At 64.8% G+C, this 16281-nt stretch carries 17 protein-coding genes; 14 read left to right on the top strand and 3 right to left on the bottom strand.

All coding sequences use genetic code 11. From position 1 onward, the window contains the following. Positions 1 to 14: 14 nt before the first annotated feature. The 10 genes from RAD16_RS30500 (at position 15) to RAD16_RS30455 (ending at position 9350) form a co-directional block, all read left to right on the top strand. Positions 15 to 704, top strand: coding sequence for a TetR/AcrR family transcriptional regulator (locus RAD16_RS30500; protein WP_458161528.1), 690 nt, complete (start codon positions 15 to 17; stop codon positions 702 to 704). After that, positions 701 to 1489, top strand: a complete 789-nt coding sequence (locus RAD16_RS30495) for an HlyD family secretion protein (RefSeq protein ID WP_458161527.1) — start codon at positions 701 to 703, stop codon at positions 1487 to 1489. The genes RAD16_RS30500 and RAD16_RS30495 overlap by 4 nt, the downstream gene beginning before the upstream one ends. After that, entirely contained in the window at positions 1486 to 2418 is a 933-nt protein-coding gene (locus tag RAD16_RS30490) for an ABC transporter ATP-binding protein (protein WP_458161526.1), read from the top strand. The genes RAD16_RS30495 and RAD16_RS30490 overlap by 4 nt, the downstream gene beginning before the upstream one ends. Further along, positions 2415 to 3581 carry an ABC transporter permease gene (locus tag RAD16_RS30485; RefSeq protein ID WP_458161525.1) on the top strand — a complete coding sequence of 389 codons (1167 nt, stop codon included), beginning with the start codon at positions 2415 to 2417 and terminating at the stop codon, positions 3579 to 3581. The genes RAD16_RS30490 and RAD16_RS30485 overlap by 4 nt, the downstream gene beginning before the upstream one ends. Before the next feature lie 28 nt (positions 3582 to 3609). After that, a complete protein-coding gene (locus tag RAD16_RS30480) occupies positions 3610 to 4917 on the top strand; it encodes an adenylate/guanylate cyclase domain-containing protein (protein WP_458161524.1) in 1308 nt (435 codons plus the stop codon). A 123-nt stretch (positions 4918 to 5040) separates the two neighbouring features. Then, positions 5041 to 5241, top strand: coding sequence for a hypothetical protein (locus tag RAD16_RS30475; RefSeq protein ID WP_458161523.1), 201 nt, complete (start codon positions 5041 to 5043; stop codon positions 5239 to 5241). Positions 5242 to 5372: 131 nt separating this feature from the next. Next, a complete protein-coding gene (locus RAD16_RS30470; RefSeq protein ID WP_458161522.1) occupies positions 5373 to 6104 on the top strand; it encodes a GntR family transcriptional regulator in 732 nt (243 codons plus the stop codon). 49 nt (positions 6105 to 6153) lie between these two features. Beyond that, complete coding sequence (locus tag RAD16_RS30465) at positions 6154 to 7395, top strand: MFS transporter (protein WP_326904686.1); 1242 nt, start codon at positions 6154 to 6156, stop codon at positions 7393 to 7395. Between the two features lie 22 nt (positions 7396 to 7417). Next, positions 7418 to 8311 carry an amidohydrolase family protein gene (locus tag RAD16_RS30460; protein WP_458161521.1) on the top strand — a complete coding sequence of 298 codons (894 nt, stop codon included), beginning with the start codon at positions 7418 to 7420 and terminating at the stop codon, positions 8309 to 8311. A gap of 124 nt (positions 8312 to 8435) precedes the next feature. After that, entirely contained in the window at positions 8436 to 9350 is a 915-nt protein-coding gene (locus RAD16_RS30455; RefSeq protein WP_458161520.1) for a PhzF family phenazine biosynthesis protein, read from the top strand. 282 nt (positions 9351 to 9632) lie between these two features. Here RAD16_RS30455 and RAD16_RS30450 read toward each other — a convergent pair whose 3' ends face one another. Together RAD16_RS30450 and RAD16_RS30445 are read right to left on the bottom strand one after the other, a co-directional pair. Continuing rightward, on the bottom strand, positions 9633 to 10094 hold the full coding sequence (locus RAD16_RS30450; RefSeq protein WP_458161519.1) for a DUF488 domain-containing protein: 462 nt from the start codon (positions 10092 to 10094) through the stop codon (positions 9633 to 9635). Between the two features lie 9 nt (positions 10095 to 10103). After that, the gene (locus RAD16_RS30445; protein WP_458161518.1) at positions 10104 to 10940 is read right to left on the bottom strand and encodes a DUF72 domain-containing protein; all 837 of its coding nucleotides are present in this window, start codon (positions 10938 to 10940) and stop codon (positions 10104 to 10106) included. Between the two features lie 101 nt (positions 10941 to 11041). Here RAD16_RS30445 and RAD16_RS30440 point away from each other — a divergent pair, with 101 nt between their 5' ends. The 4 genes from RAD16_RS30440 (at position 11042) to RAD16_RS30425 (ending at position 14608) form a co-directional block, all read left to right on the top strand. Then, positions 11042 to 11422, top strand: coding sequence for a hypothetical protein (locus tag RAD16_RS30440; RefSeq protein ID WP_458161517.1), 381 nt, complete (start codon positions 11042 to 11044; stop codon positions 11420 to 11422). Positions 11423 to 11508: 86 nt separating this feature from the next. Continuing rightward, complete coding sequence (locus RAD16_RS30435; RefSeq protein ID WP_458161516.1) at positions 11509 to 11706, top strand: hypothetical protein; 198 nt, start codon at positions 11509 to 11511, stop codon at positions 11704 to 11706. 262 nt (positions 11707 to 11968) lie between these two features. Continuing rightward, the gene (locus RAD16_RS30430; RefSeq protein WP_458161515.1) at positions 11969 to 13096 is read left to right on the top strand and encodes a glycosyltransferase family 2 protein; all 1128 of its coding nucleotides are present in this window, start codon (positions 11969 to 11971) and stop codon (positions 13094 to 13096) included. Between the two features lie 6 nt (positions 13097 to 13102). Further along, the gene (locus RAD16_RS30425) at positions 13103 to 14608 is read left to right on the top strand and encodes a glycosyltransferase family 39 protein (protein ID WP_458161514.1); all 1506 of its coding nucleotides are present in this window, start codon (positions 13103 to 13105) and stop codon (positions 14606 to 14608) included. A gap of 572 nt (positions 14609 to 15180) precedes the next feature. Here RAD16_RS30425 and RAD16_RS30420 read toward each other — a convergent pair. Next, positions 15181 to 16281: a DegT/DnrJ/EryC1/StrS family aminotransferase gene (locus tag RAD16_RS30420; protein WP_458161513.1), complete on the bottom strand. Its 1101-nt coding sequence runs from the start codon at positions 16279 to 16281 to the stop codon at positions 15181 to 15183.

Genomic DNA, 16281 nt, shown 5'->3' with positions numbered 1-16281 from the left:
GTCATAAATTGAGCATGACAAAGAAGCCGACCAAAGCTGCCTCGCCGTCCGCAGCCCGCGCCAATGCGACGGGGCCGGCGAGCAGTGATGAGGCGCCGACGTCGAACCGCGCCGCGCGCACGGCGGAGCGGCGTGCGGCAATCGTGGACGCCGCGATGGAAGAGTTCATCGCGCGCGGCTTCGCCGCGACGCGGCTCGACGACATTGCCAAGCGTGCCGGTGTCGCGAAGGGCACGATCTACCTGCACTTCAAGGACAAGGAATCGATGTTCGAGGAGTTGGTGCGCACGGTGATCGTGCCTGTGGTGGCGAAGCTGAATGCGCTGCCGCCGCCGACCGGATCGGTGCGCGACCTCATCGAGGCCTTCGCCGGCAACTTCCTGAAAGAGGTCATCGGCACCAGGCGCGGCGATCTCGTCCGCCTGATCGTGGCGGAGGGGCCGCGCTTTCCCTCCGTCGCCGATTTCTATTACCGCGAGGTCGTCTCGCGCGGCATCGCCGGAATGCGTGCGCTGATCGAGCTCGGCATCGCCCGCGGCGAGATCCGCGAGAAGGATCTTGCGCGCTATCCGCAGATCCTGGTCGCGCCCGCGATGATCGCGGTGATCTGGCAAAGCCTGTTTGCGCGGCACGCGCCGCTCGATGCGCACGATATGCTGCGCGTTCATCTCGATTTGATTTTTGGCGAACGGAGGACGACATGAGGTCGTCGCGAACAATTTTCGCATTGGCATTGGCCGTCGCGCTCGCAACCGGCCTTGCCGGCTGCAAGGAGAAGCGTGAGCCTGGTTTCCAGGGTTGGGTCGAGGCCGACATGATCTATGTCAGCCCAGACGAAGCGGGGCGCGTGACGAAGCTCAACGTGCGCGAGGGCGACGAGGTCAAGGTCGGCGATCTGCTCTATTACGTCGACGACGATCTCCAGCTCGCCGATCTCAACCAGAACAAGGCGACGCTGGCGAATGCGCAGCAGACCTATGACCGCGCATCTTCGCTGAGCAAGACCGGCTCGGGCACGCAGGCCAATCTCGACTCCGCCGTGTCGGCGTTGCGCGTCGCCGAAGCGCGGGTGGCGACATCGGAGACGCGGATGGCGCGGCGCAAGGGCTTTGCGCCCGTCGCAGGCACCATCCAGCAGATCTATTTCCGCGAGGGCGAGATGGTGGCCGCGCAGCGGCCGGTGCTGTCGATCATGCCACCCGGCAATATGAAGCTGCGCTTCTTCGTGCCGGAGAGCGAGCTGCCGAAGCTTGCGATCGGCGACACGGTGCGCGTCGCCTGCGACAATTGCGCCGCCGATCTTACCGCGAAGATCTACTTCATCGCGACCTCGGCTGAATACACCCCGCCCGTGATCTACAGCCTCGAAGAGCGCAACAAGCTGGTCTATCTCATCCAGGCGCGGCCCTCGCGCCCCGACGCGCTACGCGTCGGACAGCCGATCGACATCTATCTCAATCCCAAAACGCCGGTGGCGGACAAGCGATGAACGGCGCCAACGGCATTGCGATCGACGTCAAGGGCCTGACGAAGTCGTTCGGCGGCCGCGAGGTCGTGCACGATCTGTCGATGCAGGTGAAGCGCGGCTCGATCTACGGCTTCCTCGGGCCGAACGGTTCGGGCAAGACCACCACCATCCGCATTCTCTGCGGCCTGCTGACGCCCGACAGCGGCGAGGGCACCTGCCTCGGTTACGACATCCGGCGCGATGCCGACAAGATCAAGCGTCAGGTCGGCTACATGACCCAGCGCTTCAGCCTCTATCAGGATCTCTCGGTTCGCGAGAACCTGGAATTCGTGGCGCGGCTCTATGGCCTCACCGATGCGCGCGGGGCCGCGCATGACATGATCAAGCGCCTCGGGCTCTCGGGCCGCGAGGAGCAGCTTGCGGGCGAGCTCTCCGGCGGATGGAAGCAGCGGCTGGCGCTGGGTGCCTGCACGTTGCCCAGCCCCAAACTGCTTTTGCTCGACGAGCCGACCGCCGGCGTCGATCCCAAGGCACGGCGCGATTTCTGGAACGAGATCCACGCACTCGCCGCCGAGGGCCTCACCGTGCTGGTCTCGACCCATTACATGGATGAGGCCGAGCGCTGCCACGAGATTGCTTACATCGCCTACGGCCATCTGCTGACGCACGGCACGGTAGAGGAGGTGATCGCGGGTTCCGCGCTGTCGACCTACACGGTAACAGGCGATGACTTGAACGAGCTCACGGCGGCGCTCACCGGCAAGCCCGGCGTGGACATGGTGGCGCCGTTCGGCACCTCCTTGCACGTGTCCGGGCGCGACGTTTCCGCGCTCGAAGCCAGCATTGCACCCTGGCGCGACAAGAGCGACCTGCACTGGCATAAATCCTCGCCGTCGCTGGAAGACGTGTTCATCGAGCTGATGAGCCGTTCCAAGGATAATTTCCAATGAGCGCCGTCGATCGTCCCGCCGCGCCTGTGCACGAGATCCGCGAACGCTTCGGCTTCTTGAAGCGCTCCTATGCTATGCTGATCAAGGAGTTCATCCAGCTCAAGCGCGACCGCGTCTCGTTCGCGATGATCGTGATGCTGCCGGTGATGCAGCTCTTGCTGTTCGGCTATGCCATCAACACCACACCGCACAACCTGCCGAGCGCGGTGCTGCTCCAGGAAGACTCCGATCTCGCCCGTTCGGTGCTGAAGGCGCTGGAGAACACCAAATATTTCCGCTTCCTCTACGAGGTGCACGACGTCGACGATTTCGACAATTTGCTGAAATCCGGCAGGGTGCTGTTCGGCGTCGAGATCCCGCGCGGCTTCGAGCGGGCGGTGCGGCGCGGCGACAGGCCGGCGCTGCTGGTCGCGGCCGATGCCACCGATCCCGTCGCGGCAAGCGCCGCACTCGGCTCGCTCGGCATGGTCGTGCAGACCGCGCTCGCGCACGATCTCTACATCGGCGATCCCCCGGAGATGCCGTTCGAGATACGCGCGCATGCCCGCTACAATCCGGCCGCGAACTCCAGCCTCAACATCGTGCCGGGCCTGGTCGGCACCATCCTCACCATGACCATGCTGATCTTCACCGCTCTCTCGGTCACGCGCGAGGTCGAGCGCGGCACCATGGAGGCCCTGCTGTCGATGCCGATCAAGCCGGTCGAGGTGATGTTCGGCAAGATCATCCCTTACGTGCTGGTCGGCTTCGTCCAGGCCTTCCTGATCATCGGCATCGGCGTATTCTTGTTTGGCGTGCCCGTGCTCGGAAACCTGTTCCTGCTGGCGCTGCTCTCGACACTGTTCATCACCACCAATCTGTCGATCGGCTACACCATCTCGACATTGGTGCAGAACCAGCTCCAGGCCATGCAGATGTCGATGATGTTCTTCCTGCCGAGCATCCTGCTGTCCGGCTTCATGTTCCCGTTCGCAGGCATGCCGGCCTGGGCGCAATATGTCGGCGAGGCCCTGCCGCTGACGCATTATCTGCGGATCGTCCGCGCCATCATGCTGAAGGGCGCGACCATGCAGAATCTGCGCTTCGATGCGCTGGCGCTGGCGATCCTGATGCTGGTCGCCATGACCATCGCCGTGACGCGCTTCCGCCGCACGCTGGATTGAGGCACAATGCCCCGGAATCGAGGGGCGAATGGCCAGGTTTGCGAGCAGGAAGACGCGGCAGCATGCCGTGCTCTCGGAAGATTTCGAACGCGAGCTGACGCGAGAAGTGCTGCGTAGCGAGTTGCTGCGGGTGCGCGCGCTGATCATGACCGGCTGCGTCATGACGCTGTTCCTGACTGCGATCCACCTGATCGACCCCACCGTCGTGAACCGGGTCTGGCGTGGGACGCAAGGGCTCGTCGAGGTCTATGGCCTTCTGGTCGGCTTCATCCTGCTCGAGGTCTGGATCCACACCCAGATCCGGAAAAACCTCCGGCTGGGCCGCGATGTGCCGGTGGTCCGTCGCTATATCGGCGCGCTGATCGAGACTTCGCTGCCTACCGTGATGCTCATCCTGCAGATCCGCACCATGGGCGCCAGCGCGGCGCTCGGCTTCGCGGTGCCGCTGATCTATTTCATCTTCGTCATCCTCTCGACCCTGCGGCTCGATTTCTGGCTGTCGACCTTCACAGGTCTGGTCGCCGCCACGCAGCTCTTTGTGGTCGCGCTGATTTACGATCCCTCCAGCGGCATCGGCGAGCCGCAGACCTATTTCCACGCGGTGCGCAGCGTCATCATCCTGGTCTGCGGCGTGCTCGCCGGCTCCGTCGGCGCGCAGCTCCGCCGCCAATTTGCCGCGAGCATCGCGGCCGCCACCGCGCGCGACCGGGTGACCAATTTGTTCGGCCAGCACGTCTCGCCGCAGGTGGTGGAGCAGCTGATGGCGGCGGGCACCAGCGTGGGCGGCGATGTCCGCCGCGTCGCCGTGATGTTCGTCGATTTCCGCGGCTTTACCGCGGGCGCTCAGACGCGCACGCCGCAAGAGGTCGTGGACCGGCTCGACGGCGCCTTTGCCGTGCTGGTCGACATCCTCGATCGCCAGGGCGGCATCGTGAACAAGTTTCTGGGCGACGGCTTTCTCGCGCTGTTCGGCGCGCCGCTGGAGGCCTCCGACGCCGCGCATCGCGCGGTCGCCGCGGGCCGCGAGATGCTGACCGCGATGGACCGCATCAACGCGCAGACGAGCTGGCCGCTCAGGATCGGCATCGGCATCCATTTCGGCGAGGTCGTCGCCGGCAATATCGGTTCGCCCCGGCGCAAGGAATACACTGTCATCGGCGACACCGTGAACTTCGCCTCGCGCCTGGAGGCGCTGAACAAGGAGTTCGGCTCGCAGCTCCTGATCTCCGCCTCGGTGCGCGAGGCGCTGGGCGACGACGGCCGCGATGCCGTCGCGCTCGGCGAGGTCGAGGTGCGCGGCTACGATCAGAAGGTGCCGGTGTTTCAACTCGGGTAGGGGGCTTTCCGCCGAAGCTCGCGTTTCGTTGAAGGCGCGTGATGAAATATCGCGCCGTGCTCTCCGCTCCTGCACTCTGGAAGCCGAAACATCGGTCTTCCGTTTGTCATGCGGAGAAAACCAATGACCCGATTGAGCCTTGTCTCGGCCGCCCTGATTGCCGCCGCCCTCTATCAAACCCAGGCCGCAGCCGCGCGCGACGTCGCCCCGCGGCGCACCGCGACCCACGCGACCGCAGATTGCGTCAGGGCTCCTGCGGAGGGCGCGTACGCGTCGGCGCCCTACAAGGAGCCGCCTTGCCTGCCCAAGTCCACGACCAACTGACGCCGACGTCGCGGAGCCGGACTGGCGAAGCTGCGCCAGTCCGGCCACGCGCCTGACGGCAGGCCTCGGACTTGGTTGCGGTATCTGGATAGTGCTTGACTCGCCTCTCATCTAGTCATCTATATGACTATATGAATGCAGCACCGCTCGACGACCGTCTACCTCGCTACCAGCGCCTGCGCGACGACCTCGCCGCGCGGATCAACCGCAATGAGTGGCGGCCGGGCGAGCCGATCCCGTCGGAGGCCGAGCTCAGTGCGCACTACGGCGTCGCCATCGGCACCGTGCGCAAGGCAATTGACCAGCTCGTCAGCGACAATGTGCTGGAACGCCAGCAGGGCCGCGGCACCTTCGTGCGCCGCGCGCGCTTCAACTCCTCGCTGTTCCGCTTCTTCCGTTTCCAGTCCGAGAGCGGCGAGCGACGGGTGCCAAAGAGCCGCATCATCCGCCGCAGAAGCGTGCCGGCGACATCAGCCGTCGCCTCCGCACTGCGGATCCCCGTCGGCGAACCCGTGATCAGCCTGTCGCGCCTGCGCCTGATCGACGACGTTCCGCTACTCGCCGAAGAGATCTGGCTGCAACAATCGCGCTTCGCGAAGATCCTCGAGATCGACACCGCCGAGTTCGGCGACCTGCTGTATCCGCTCTACGAGGAGCGCTGCGGCGAGGTCGTGGTCTCCGCCGAGGAAATCCTGACGGTCGAGACGGCCAATGAGATGCAGGCGCGCCTGCTCAGGCTCGAGGCCCACGCGCCGCTGATCGTGATCGAGCGTCTCGCGCTCGACCTCGAGCGGCGGCCGATCGAATGGCGCCGCTCGCGCGGGCCGGCCGACCGCTTCCGCTATCACGCCGAGATCAGGTGAGCGCGGACTTCAACGACATCAAGCAACAACGAATACAGGGGTAGGAAACATGTCGAACTGGTACAGCGAAAGCTCGCCGCTGGAGCGGCGCACGTTCTGGGCAAGCTTTGGCGGCTGGGCGCTGGATGCGCTCGATGTGCAGATGTTCGGCCTCGCCATTCCCGCGCTGATCGCGGCGTTCGGCATCAGCAAGGCCGATGCCGGCCTGCTCGGCTCGATCACGCTGTTCTTCGGCGCGTTCGGCGGCTGGCTCGGCGGCGCGCTCGGCGATCGCTTTGGCCGCGTCAAGGCGCTGCAGATCACGGTGGCCACCTTTGCGCTCGCGACCTTCGCCTGCGCCTTCGCGATGACCTACACCCAGCTCCTGATCCTCAAGGCAATCCAGGGCCTCGGCTTCGGGGCCGAATGGGCCTGCGGCGCCGTGCTGATGGCCGAGATCATCCGCCCCGAGCATCGCGGCAAGGCGCTCGGCTCGGTGCAGAGCGCCTGGGCGGTCGGGTGGGGCGCCGCCGTGCTGCTCTCGGCGCTGGTGTTCACGTATGCGCCGGCCGACATCGCCTGGCGGCTGCTGTTCGCGCTCGGGCTATTGCCTGCGCTGCTCATCATCTTCATCCGCCGCGGCCTGAAGGAGCCGCCGCGGGCCGTGGCCGCCGAGAAGACGCCGTTCCTCGCCACGCTCTCCGGCATTTTCCACCGCGACGTGCTGCGCTCCACGCTGATCGGCGGCCTGTTCGGCATCGGCGCCCATGGCGGCTATGCCGCGCTCACCACCTTCCTGCCGACATATTTGCGCGAGGTGCGGCACCTCTCGGTGCTGGGCTCGAGCGGCTATCTCGCCGTGATCATCGTGGCGTTCTTCTGCGGCTGCGTCGCGAGCGGCATCATCAGCGACCGCATCGGTCGCCGTGCCAACGTCGCCTTCTTCGCCAGCGCCTGCATCATCACCGTGCTGATCTACATCTTCGCGCCGCTGACCAATGGCGAGATGCTGGTGCTCGGCTTTCCGCTCGGCTTCTTCTCGGCCGGCATTCCCGCCAGCATGGCGGCGCTGTTCAGCGAGCTTTATCCGGCCGGCGTGCGCGGCACCGGTGTCGGCTTCTGCTACAATTTCGGCCGCATCGTCTCCGCCGCGTTTCCCTTCCTGGTCGGCTATCTCAGCGACCATATCGGGCTTGGGCCGGCGATCGGAATCGATGCCGCCTTTGCCTATTCGCTGGTGCTGATCGCGGTGCTGATGCTGCCCGAAACCCGCGGCAAGGTCTTTGAACAGACCGCCGCGACGCGCGCCTGACGCGGGATGGGGAGCAAGCGCCATGACATTCGCCCAGCGCAGCCTCACGCGCCGCCGGTTCAGCGCGGGCCTCGCGTCGTTCGCCACACTGGCCGCAACCACAGTCAGGAGTGAGCCGGCCTTGCCTGTTATCGACACCCACGCCCATGTCTTCCACCGCGGGTTAAAGCTCGCGCCGGGCCGGCGCTATGCGCCTGACTACGACGCGCCGCTGGCGCTCTACCTGGAGCAGCTCGACCGCACCGGCATGACCAACGGCGTGCTGGTGCAGCCGAGCTTTCTCGGCACCGACAATTCCTACCTGATCGAATGCCTGAAGCAGGCGAGTGGGCGCCTGCGCGGCATTGCCGTGGTCGATCCCGCTGTCTCCGCGGACGAGCTGCGCGCGCTCGACCATGCCGGCGTGGTCGGCGTTCGCCTCAATCTCGTCGGCCAGCCCTTGCCCGATCTTGCTGCCGCCGAATGGAAGGCGCTGCTCGGAAACGTGAAGGCCATGGGCTGGCAGGTCGAAATCCAGCGCAATGCCGCCGACCTCGCCGTGCTCACGCCGCAACTGCTCGATCACGGCGTCACGGTCGTGCTCGATCACTATGCGCTGCCCGATCCAAGGCTCGGCGTCGCCGATCCCGGTTTCCAGTCGGTGCTGAAGCTCGGCGCAACGAAAAACGTCTGGGTCAAGATCTCGGCGCCATACCGCAACGGTCCGGCCGGCGAAGAGTTTGCGAAGGCGGCCTATCCACTGTTGCGCAACGCTTACGGTCCGGATCGCCTGTTGTGGGGCAGCGACTGGCCGCACACGCAGTTCGAGGCGTCGCAGGGCTACGACAAGAACCGGCAATTTCTCGACACGCTGATCGCCAACGCGCGCGAGCGTGCGCAGGTGCTGGCATCGCCGCGGCCACTCTTCCGCTTCTGAATCGTCTTCCGCGATTGCTCCGATTGCTCCGAATTTTGGGGCATGACGGACGATGTCGCCGGCTTGTAGAGTGCCGGCGACGCGGCCGATCGCGGCTGCGATGTGCGTGAAGAGGAAATGAGCGATGCGGCGCCGCTACATCACCGTCGACGTGTTCACCGACCGCCCGTTCGGCGGCAACCAGCTCGCCGTAGTGCTCGATGCTGGCGGTCTGTCGACGGCGCAGATGCAGGCGATCGCCACCGAGTTCAACTATTCCGAGACGACCTTCGTGCTGCCGCCGCGCGACCAGGCCAATGACGCGGAGGTGCGCATCTTCACGCCGGTGCTGGAGATCGCCTTTGCCGGCCATCCCAATGTCGGCACCGCCTTCGTGCTGGCCTCGATGGCGAAGGAGCCGAAGTCGCGCCTGCTGTTCGAGGAGAAGGCCGGGCTCGTCCCGGTCGAGATCGTGCGCGAGCAGGGCCGGGTGATCAGAACCGAGCTCACCGCGCCGCAGCCGCTGGCGCGGCATGCGCCGCTGTCGGCGGCTGAAGCCGCAAGCTGCATCTCGCTCAGCGCAGATGACGTCAAGACCGACAACCACGCACCGCATGTCGTCACCGTCGGAAATGCATTTCTCGTGATGGAGCTGCATTCGCGTGAGGCGCTGAAGCGGGCACGGCCAGATGCTGCGGCCTACGGCAAGGTCTTGCCGCGCGACGGCGCCCGCTCGGTGTGGTTCTATACGCGCGACGTGCCTGCGTCGGAGGCGCCCTGCGAGCGGCAGGCGCGCATGTTCATGCGTGGCGCCAGCGGCCTCACCGAGGATCCCGCCACCGGCAGCGCCACCGTCGCCGCCGCCGCACTGTTCGCCGATCTCGATCCCATGCGCGACGGCGAGTTGAAGCTCGCGGTCGGCCAGGGCTATGACATGGGCCGGCCGAGCATCCTCTCGACCCGCGTGCGCAAGCAGGACGGCAAGGTCGTCTCCGCCCATGTCGGCGGGGCTTGCGTGCAGATGATGGAGGGGACGTTCAAGTTGGCAGGGGAGGGGTAGGAGATATTCGTAGCCCGGATGAAGCGAAGCGTAATCCGGGCGCTGCCTACGAGGGACGAAGGTCCCGGATTGCGCTTTACTCCATCCGGGCTACAGACACCTCACGTAGATCCGTCATCCTGAGGTGCTCGCGAAGCGAGCCTCGAAGGATGCACGGCCGAGGTGTTGCGACGTCAGTGCCACGCCGTCGCCCTTCGAGGCCTTCGCTTCGCTACGGCACCTCAGGGTGACGACTACGGTTAGACCCTCGTCTTACCTGACGGGCGCCCAGAGCGGCGGCAGCTACACCTGCCGCCCCGCAAGATTCTTCACCGCCACACCATCGCGCTCCTCGATGATCTCCGCGATCATCTGGCGGTGGCAATGGGTGTGGTCGCGCTCGTAGCAGAGCAGGCAGACCGGGCCCGCCTTCGTCACCAGTGCCGAAAGCTCGTCCATCTGTTCTCTCGCCTCCGGCGTCTTGAGGTGCTTCGAGAAGATCTTCTCCAGCACATCATACTGGCCGCTGCGTGCCGCGAGGCGGCCCTCCTTCGGCGTGCCGAGCGCGGCGAGATGGACATAGGCGATGCCGCGCTCATCGAGCCCGGCGGCGAGCTGCTTCTTGGAAAAGCCCGGCCGCCGCGATGACGTTACCGCGCGCACGTCGACCACGAGCTTGACGCCGGCCTGCTCCAGCTCGTCCAGCACCGCCTTGGGCGGCGTCTGCTCATAACCGATGGTGAAGAGCTTTTTCGCCTTGGCCATGCGCCATCCTCAGCTCACCCGCGCGATCAGTTCCATGGCGCCGTGCGGTGCACGCACCTTGCCCTCGTGGATGACGTAGGCAAACACGTCACGCGGCTCCTTCTTCGGCTTGGCCTTGTCGACCTTCGGCAAATCGTCGGGCTCGCTGCCCTCGGCCCAGGCCTGCAAACGCCCGGCCCAGGCATCCAACTGCTTGGGCGGATAGCAGGTCTTGATCTCGTCATTGCCCTTCTGCAGCCGGGCATAGACGAAGTCGCTCGCGACATCGGCGATCGCCGGATATTTGCCGTGCTCGGCGAACACGACCGGCGTCTCGAACTCGCGGATCAGCGCGACGAAATCGGGCGTGCAAAAGCTGTCGTGGCGGACCTCGACGACGTGACGCAGCGCGCGTCCGTCGAGCTTGCGCGGCAGCAGCTCGAGAAAGGCTCCGAAATCGGCGCCGTCGAATTTTTTGGTCGGCGCGAACTGCCACAGCACCGGCCCGAGGCGGTCGCCGAGCTCCAGCACGCCGGAATCGTAGAACCGCTTGATGGAATCGCCGGCCTCGCCGAGCACGCGGCGGTTGGTGGCGAAGCGCGGTCCCTTGACCGAGAACACGAAACCGTCGGGCACTTCGCTGGCCCATTTGCGAAAACTCTCCGGCTTCTGCGAGCCGTAATAGGTGCCGTTGATCTCGATCGAGGTCAGCTTCGAGGCGGCATAGGACAGCTCCTTCGCCTGCGTCAGCTTCTCGGGATAGAACACGCCGCGCCAGGGCTCGAAGGTCCAGCCGCCGATGCCGATGAAGATGTTGCCGGTTTTTTTGGACGCGGTTTTTGCTTTGGCCACGGGAGGATCTCGCATCGACGGGGGAGGGACCTCATCCTAATCAAATCAGATGTGATTGGCCAGTTGGCCGGTCCCGTCTAAGCTTTGCGACGGGAGCCGCAAAGAAGGAGAACAAGATGCGGATGCTGATGGTGGGGGCCGCGCTCGTCATGATGACATCTGCTGCCATGACACATGCTGCGATGGCGGATGACGACGATGCGAAGGGGGCGCAGAAGCTCGCCCAGCAGGGCCGCGACGATTACTGGCATTGCCTGGCGCGGGAATATTCGCGCGACAGCAATCAGGGCATGACGGAACAGGATTTCGGCCGTTCGGTCGCCGGCGCCTGTCCATCGGAGCGGCAATATTACCGGGTGGCCCTGCTGGACTATCTCACCATGCAATATCCCAACATCGATGCAGGCGCCCATCTCGCGACCGCGAACAGGGCGGTCGAGTCGGCGCAGAAGGACATCGTGACGGCCTTCGTCAAGCACCGGCCGCCGCAGAAGTAGCGCATTCGCCCATGCCCTCCGGGAGCCCTTCCGGCCCCGTGTTCATCCGTGGTATCACTGGCCGTCGGGAACAGGGATGGGCTTTCATGTCGTCTGAGTCGGTAGGTGGCATTCTGGGCGCGATCGTCGCGGCGGTCGTGCTGGCGGCTGCCGTCGTCCTCGGGCCGATCGGCCAGTATGGCAAGCCGCCCAAGCCGGTCAAGGTCGAGCCCCCGGCCGCTGCACCCGTGGCCCCCGCAGCGCCCGTGCCGCGCGGCCCGGTCATCAAGGAAGTCCCGAACTAGCAACTGGGGGCCAAAAAGGCCGTTGGGGCCCCTTGCAAAGCGGTTTTGCCATCCCCATCTAGCTTGCAACGGCGACGTTGAGCGAAAACTCCGGCGCTGGGACGACCTTGGAATAGCTTGGCCTGCGCCGGATGTACGCGCGGTCCGCCGTTCCGGGGTCGTTGGCATTTTGGGACCCCTTTTGGGCCGTTCCCCACAGAAACCCCGGCTTCGTAGCTCAAGAACTTGGCAGCGCAGGATGCGGCGGATATACGCTGCCGTCATGAATGAAGCGATCCGACCGGGCGCCGACAGCCAGACCCAAGAGGGACCGGAACTGTCGGTCATCGTCCCGACCTTCAATGAGCGCGACAACGTCACGGTGCTGTACCGGCGGCTGCAGGCGACCCTCGCCAACGTCGCTTGGGAGGTCGTGTTCGTCGACGACAATTCGCCCGACGGGACCTGGGACGTCGTGCGCGCGCTGGCGCAGCAGGACAGCCGCGTGCGCTGTGTCCGTCGCATCGGCCGCCGTGGCCTGTCGGGCGCCTGTATCGAAGGCATCCTGGCCTCGAGCGCGCCCTTTGTGGCCGTGATCGATGCCGATCTCCAGCACGACGAGACGCAGCTGCCGAAGATGCTGTTGCTGCTCGCCAGCGACCAGGCCGATCTGGTGGTCGGCAGCCGCTACATCGAGGGCTACAAGAGCGAGGGCTTCAACAAGCAGCGGGCCGGCGCCAGTGCGCTGGCGACCGAGGTTGCCAAGAAGATGCTGCGGGTCGAGATCGCCGATCCCATGAGCGGCTTCTTCATGGTGCGCCGCGACCATTTCGAGCAGCTTGCCCCAAAATTGTCGGTGCACGGCTTCAAGATCCTGCTCGATCTCGTTGCGACCGCGCATGGCTCGTTGCGGGCGGTCGAGATTCCCTACACGTTCGGTGCCCGCCAACACGGCGAAAGCAAGCTCGATTCCATGGTCGCACTTGATTTCCTCGGCCTGGTCCTGGCCAAGCTCAGCAACGACATCGTCTCGCTGCGCTTCATCCTGTTCGCGATGGTCGGCGGTATCGGCCTCGTGGTGCACCTCACCACGCTGTTCATCGCGCTGCAGCTGTTCAAGGCGCCGTTCGCGGAAGCGCAGGCCGCTGGCGCCATCGTCGCCATGACCAGCAACTTCATCCTCAACAACTTCCTCACCTACCGCGACCAGCGGCTGAAGGGTTTTGCGCTGCTGCGCGGCTTGATCGCGTTCTACATCGTCTGCAGCGTCGGTCTGCTCGCCAATGTCGGCGTCGCCTTCTCGGTCTACGACCAGGAGCCGATCTGGTGGCTGGCCGGCATGGCCGGTGCGCTCATGGGCGTGGTGTGGAACTATGCGATGTCCGGACTGTTCGTCTGGCGCAAGAAATAGCGCAATATGGGCGGGGCTGACGCGCGGATCGTCCGCAACACCGCGCTGGTGATCGTTGCGCTGGTCGTGTTGCGGCTGGTCGCGGCCGCGTTCACGCCGATCACCTTCGACGAAGCCTATTACTGGATGTGGTCGAAGAACCTCGCGGGTGGCTATTACGACCACCCGCCGATGGTCGCCTACGTCATCCGCGCCGGCACCATGATCGCCGGCGACACCGAGCTCGGTGTCCGCCTCGTCTCGATCCTGCTCGCGCTGCCGATGAGCTATGCGATCTATCGCTCCGCCGCGATCCTGTTCGGCGGCGCGCGCCTCGCCGCCACCAGCGCCATCCTGCTCAACGTCACCATGATGGCCTCGGTCGGCACGCTGATCGTGACGCCGGATGCGCCGTTGCTGGTGGCCTCCAGCTTCGTCATGTTCTTCCTCGCCAAGGTGCTGGAGACCGGCCGCGGCGTCTGGTGGCTGGCGGTCGGCGCGGCCGTCGGTGCGGCGCTGCTGTCAAAATACACCGCGATGTTCTTCGGTGCAGCGATCCTGGTCTGGCTTGCGTCCGTGCCGAAGCTGCGGCGCTGGTTTCTGTCGCCTTGGCCCTATCTCGGCGGGCTTGTTGCCTTGGCATTGTTCTCGCCGGTGATCCTGTGGAATGCGGATCATCAATGGGTCTCGTTCGCCAAGCAGCTCGGCCGCGCAAAAATCGAGGATTTCCGGCCCGTCTTCATCGCCGAGTTGGTCCCGACCCAGATCGCGTTCGCGACCCCGCTGGTGTTTATCCTCGGCGCCATGGGCCTGCACGCGCTGACCTGGCGCCGCGCGGGCGCGCTGGCCTCGCGCCTGCTGATCGAGACGCTGTTCTGGACCATCGTTGCGTATTTCGTCTGGCATTCGCTGCACGCCCGCGTCGAGGCGAACTGGTTCGCGCCGGTCTATCCGCCCTTCGTCGTCGCCGCAGCCGCCGCCGCCAACCTCGTGCAGTGGAAGCCGCGTGCGCAACTGCTGGTGGAGTTTTGCCTGCGCTGGGCCGCGCCCACCGGCGTCGTGATGTTCGCCGCCCTGATCCTGCAGGCCAACACGGGCCTGTTGTCCGGCTATCGCCGCGATGCCACGGTGCGCAGCGTCGGCGTCGGCTGGCGCGAGCTTGCCGCGGGAATCGAAGCCGTGCGCGTGCGCAATGGCGCGACTTGCGTGCTTGCGCCGGATTACGGCACCACGGGCTGGCTCGCTTTCTACCTGCCGCGCGGCACCTGCGTGGTGCAGCAGAACCAGCGCATCCGCTGGGTCAACATGCCCGAGCCCGATCCGAAGCTACTCGCGGGGAAGCTGATCTATGTCGATGAGCTGCGTGGTGACGGTCATCCCGCTCTCAACGACCTCTTCGCGCAGGTGAGCCGCGTCGCCGAGCTGCAGCGCAAGCGCGGGCCGCTCGTAGTCGAAACCTACGGGATCGATCTGCTTGAGGGCGCGAAGGGCGACGTGCTGGACCGCTCGGCGCCGCCCGAACTCCTGCCTTGAGCGGCGGGGCTTACGGTACGGGCTGCACCGCCGACTGGCTTGCCGGCGCGAGTTCAGCGAGTGCCTTGTCCCCCTTATGGATGGCAAGGAGGTTGATCCCGGCGTCGAGGACCTGGTAGCTGTGAGCATCGAGCCATTGAAGCAGTTTGCCCGGGTCGCAGTCTCTCCAGCTAAGAATGAGCGACCGCAACACGGTTCGCTTGGCCGAAGCCTGCCGCCGTTTGCGGCGGCGAGCCATTGCACGACGAAACGTTGTCGACCCAGTTATCATCAGGCCGAGCCCGGCAAGATTTACAACGACCATTGGTGTGTCGGGCGAGCGCTAGGAAAATTTCTCTGATGCGATATTTTTTGGTGCCTAAGACCTGCTCGCGTTGCGGCTAGGCGCTGATTGGTGCACGTGCTGTATGGCAGCGACGATGAGATCGCACTCTTCATCGGTCATATCGTTATAAATTGGCAAGAGTTGAGCCGCCTCTTGCGCAGGCGTCAGTTGCAGCGGCGCGACGCAGCGCAGGAAATCCTCAAAAAGTCCCGGACTGATTCACCTTCCGGCTGGAACCATAGCGCGTTTATCGATGGTTAAAAAACTCCGCCACAAGCCTTGCCACATGCGCCGCATCATCCGCGCTCAGATATGGCGACATCGGCAAGCTCAGAATCTGCGACTGCAGTCGATCTGTTGTGGGAAGATCAGGCCAAGCCTGATGAGCATACGCGCCCTGGCGGTGGCAAGGTACAGGATAGTGAATCTGTGTACCGACCCCTCGCGACGTCAGGAAGTCGCGCAGCGCGTCGCGCTCGGGAGTCCGCACAACAAAAAGATGCCACACGGATTCCATCTCGTCAGACAACCGAATCAGTTCGACCGGGGTAGCGGCAAGCGCTTCCCGATAGATATTCGCGAGGGCGGCTCGCCGCGCATTTTCCGCATCGAGATGCGCCAACTTCACGCGCAGGACAGCCGACTGTATCTCATCTAACCGCGAGTTTACGCCCAAGATATCGTGCTGGTATTTGATTGATGATCCATAGTTGCGCAGCTTGCGTAGCCTGTCGGCCAGTTCATCGTCGCTCGTCGTGATCGCGCCGCCGTCTCCCAGCGCCCCGAGGTTCTTGCCTGGATAGAAGCTGAAGCCTGCTGCGTCGCCGAGGCCTCCTGCCCTGCGTCCCCGATAACGGGCGCCATGTGCCTGTGCAGCGTCCTCGACTACGCGAAGATGATGCCGCCGCGCGATTTCTCGGACCGCATCCATATCTGCCGGACAGCCATAGAGGTGAACGGGCATAATAGCGCGCGTTCGCGGCGTGATGACTTCCTCGATCCGCTTCGGGTCGATGTTCCAGGTAGAGCCATCAGGTTCGATCGGTACAATCCGGGCACCGACGAGACTTACCGCGAGCCACGTAGCGATGAAAGTATTGGCCGGCACAATTACTTCATGGCCCTCGCCGATGTCATAGCCGCGCAAGATCAGGTGCAGCGCATCCAGACCGTTGGCCACGCCGATACAATGCTTGACCCCGCAGTAGGACGCGAACTCCCGTTCAAACGCAGCGGCTTCCTCGCCCAGCAGATAATATCCCGAACCCAGCACACGGTCGATTGCGTCGCGAATTGCCGGCTCATATCGAGCGTTTACCCGGCCAAGGTTGAGAAACTCTATCAGCAT

This window comes from Bradyrhizobium sp. 18BD (assembly GCF_054185225.1).
Note: the sequence above shows the minus strand (reverse complement) of the source record. Positions and strands in the feature narration are given on the sequence as shown.

Coding starts and splice junctions, on each gene's coding strand:
- RAD16_RS30500 (WP_458161528.1), top strand. CDS start 15: ATGACAAAGAAGCCGACCAAAGCTGCCTCGCCGTCCGCAGCCCGCGCC.
- RAD16_RS30495 (WP_458161527.1), top strand. CDS start 701: ATGAGGTCGTCGCGAACAATTTTCGCATTGGCATTGGCCGTCGCGCTC.
- RAD16_RS30490 (WP_458161526.1), top strand. CDS start 1,486: ATGAACGGCGCCAACGGCATTGCGATCGACGTCAAGGGCCTGACGAAG.
- RAD16_RS30485 (WP_458161525.1), top strand. CDS start 2,415: ATGAGCGCCGTCGATCGTCCCGCCGCGCCTGTGCACGAGATCCGCGAA.
- RAD16_RS30480 (WP_458161524.1), top strand. CDS start 3,610: ATGGCCAGGTTTGCGAGCAGGAAGACGCGGCAGCATGCCGTGCTCTCG.
- RAD16_RS30475 (WP_458161523.1), top strand. CDS start 5,041: ATGACCCGATTGAGCCTTGTCTCGGCCGCCCTGATTGCCGCCGCCCTC.
- RAD16_RS30470 (WP_458161522.1), top strand. CDS start 5,373: ATGAATGCAGCACCGCTCGACGACCGTCTACCTCGCTACCAGCGCCTG.
- RAD16_RS30465 (WP_326904686.1), top strand. CDS start 6,154: ATGTCGAACTGGTACAGCGAAAGCTCGCCGCTGGAGCGGCGCACGTTC.
- RAD16_RS30460 (WP_458161521.1), top strand. CDS start 7,418: ATGACATTCGCCCAGCGCAGCCTCACGCGCCGCCGGTTCAGCGCGGGC.
- RAD16_RS30455 (WP_458161520.1), top strand. CDS start 8,436: ATGCGGCGCCGCTACATCACCGTCGACGTGTTCACCGACCGCCCGTTC.
- RAD16_RS30450 (WP_458161519.1), bottom strand. CDS start 10,094: ATGGCCAAGGCGAAAAAGCTCTTCACCATCGGTTATGAGCAGACGCCG.
- RAD16_RS30445 (WP_458161518.1), bottom strand. CDS start 10,940: ATGCGAGATCCTCCCGTGGCCAAAGCAAAAACCGCGTCCAAAAAAACC.
- RAD16_RS30440 (WP_458161517.1), top strand. CDS start 11,042: ATGCGGATGCTGATGGTGGGGGCCGCGCTCGTCATGATGACATCTGCT.
- RAD16_RS30435 (WP_458161516.1), top strand. CDS start 11,509: ATGTCGTCTGAGTCGGTAGGTGGCATTCTGGGCGCGATCGTCGCGGCG.
- RAD16_RS30430 (WP_458161515.1), top strand. CDS start 11,969: ATGAATGAAGCGATCCGACCGGGCGCCGACAGCCAGACCCAAGAGGGA.
- RAD16_RS30425 (WP_458161514.1), top strand. CDS start 13,103: ATGGGCGGGGCTGACGCGCGGATCGTCCGCAACACCGCGCTGGTGATC.
- RAD16_RS30420 (WP_458161513.1), bottom strand. CDS start 16,281: ATGCTGATAGAGTTTCTCAACCTTGGCCGGGTAAACGCTCGATATGAG.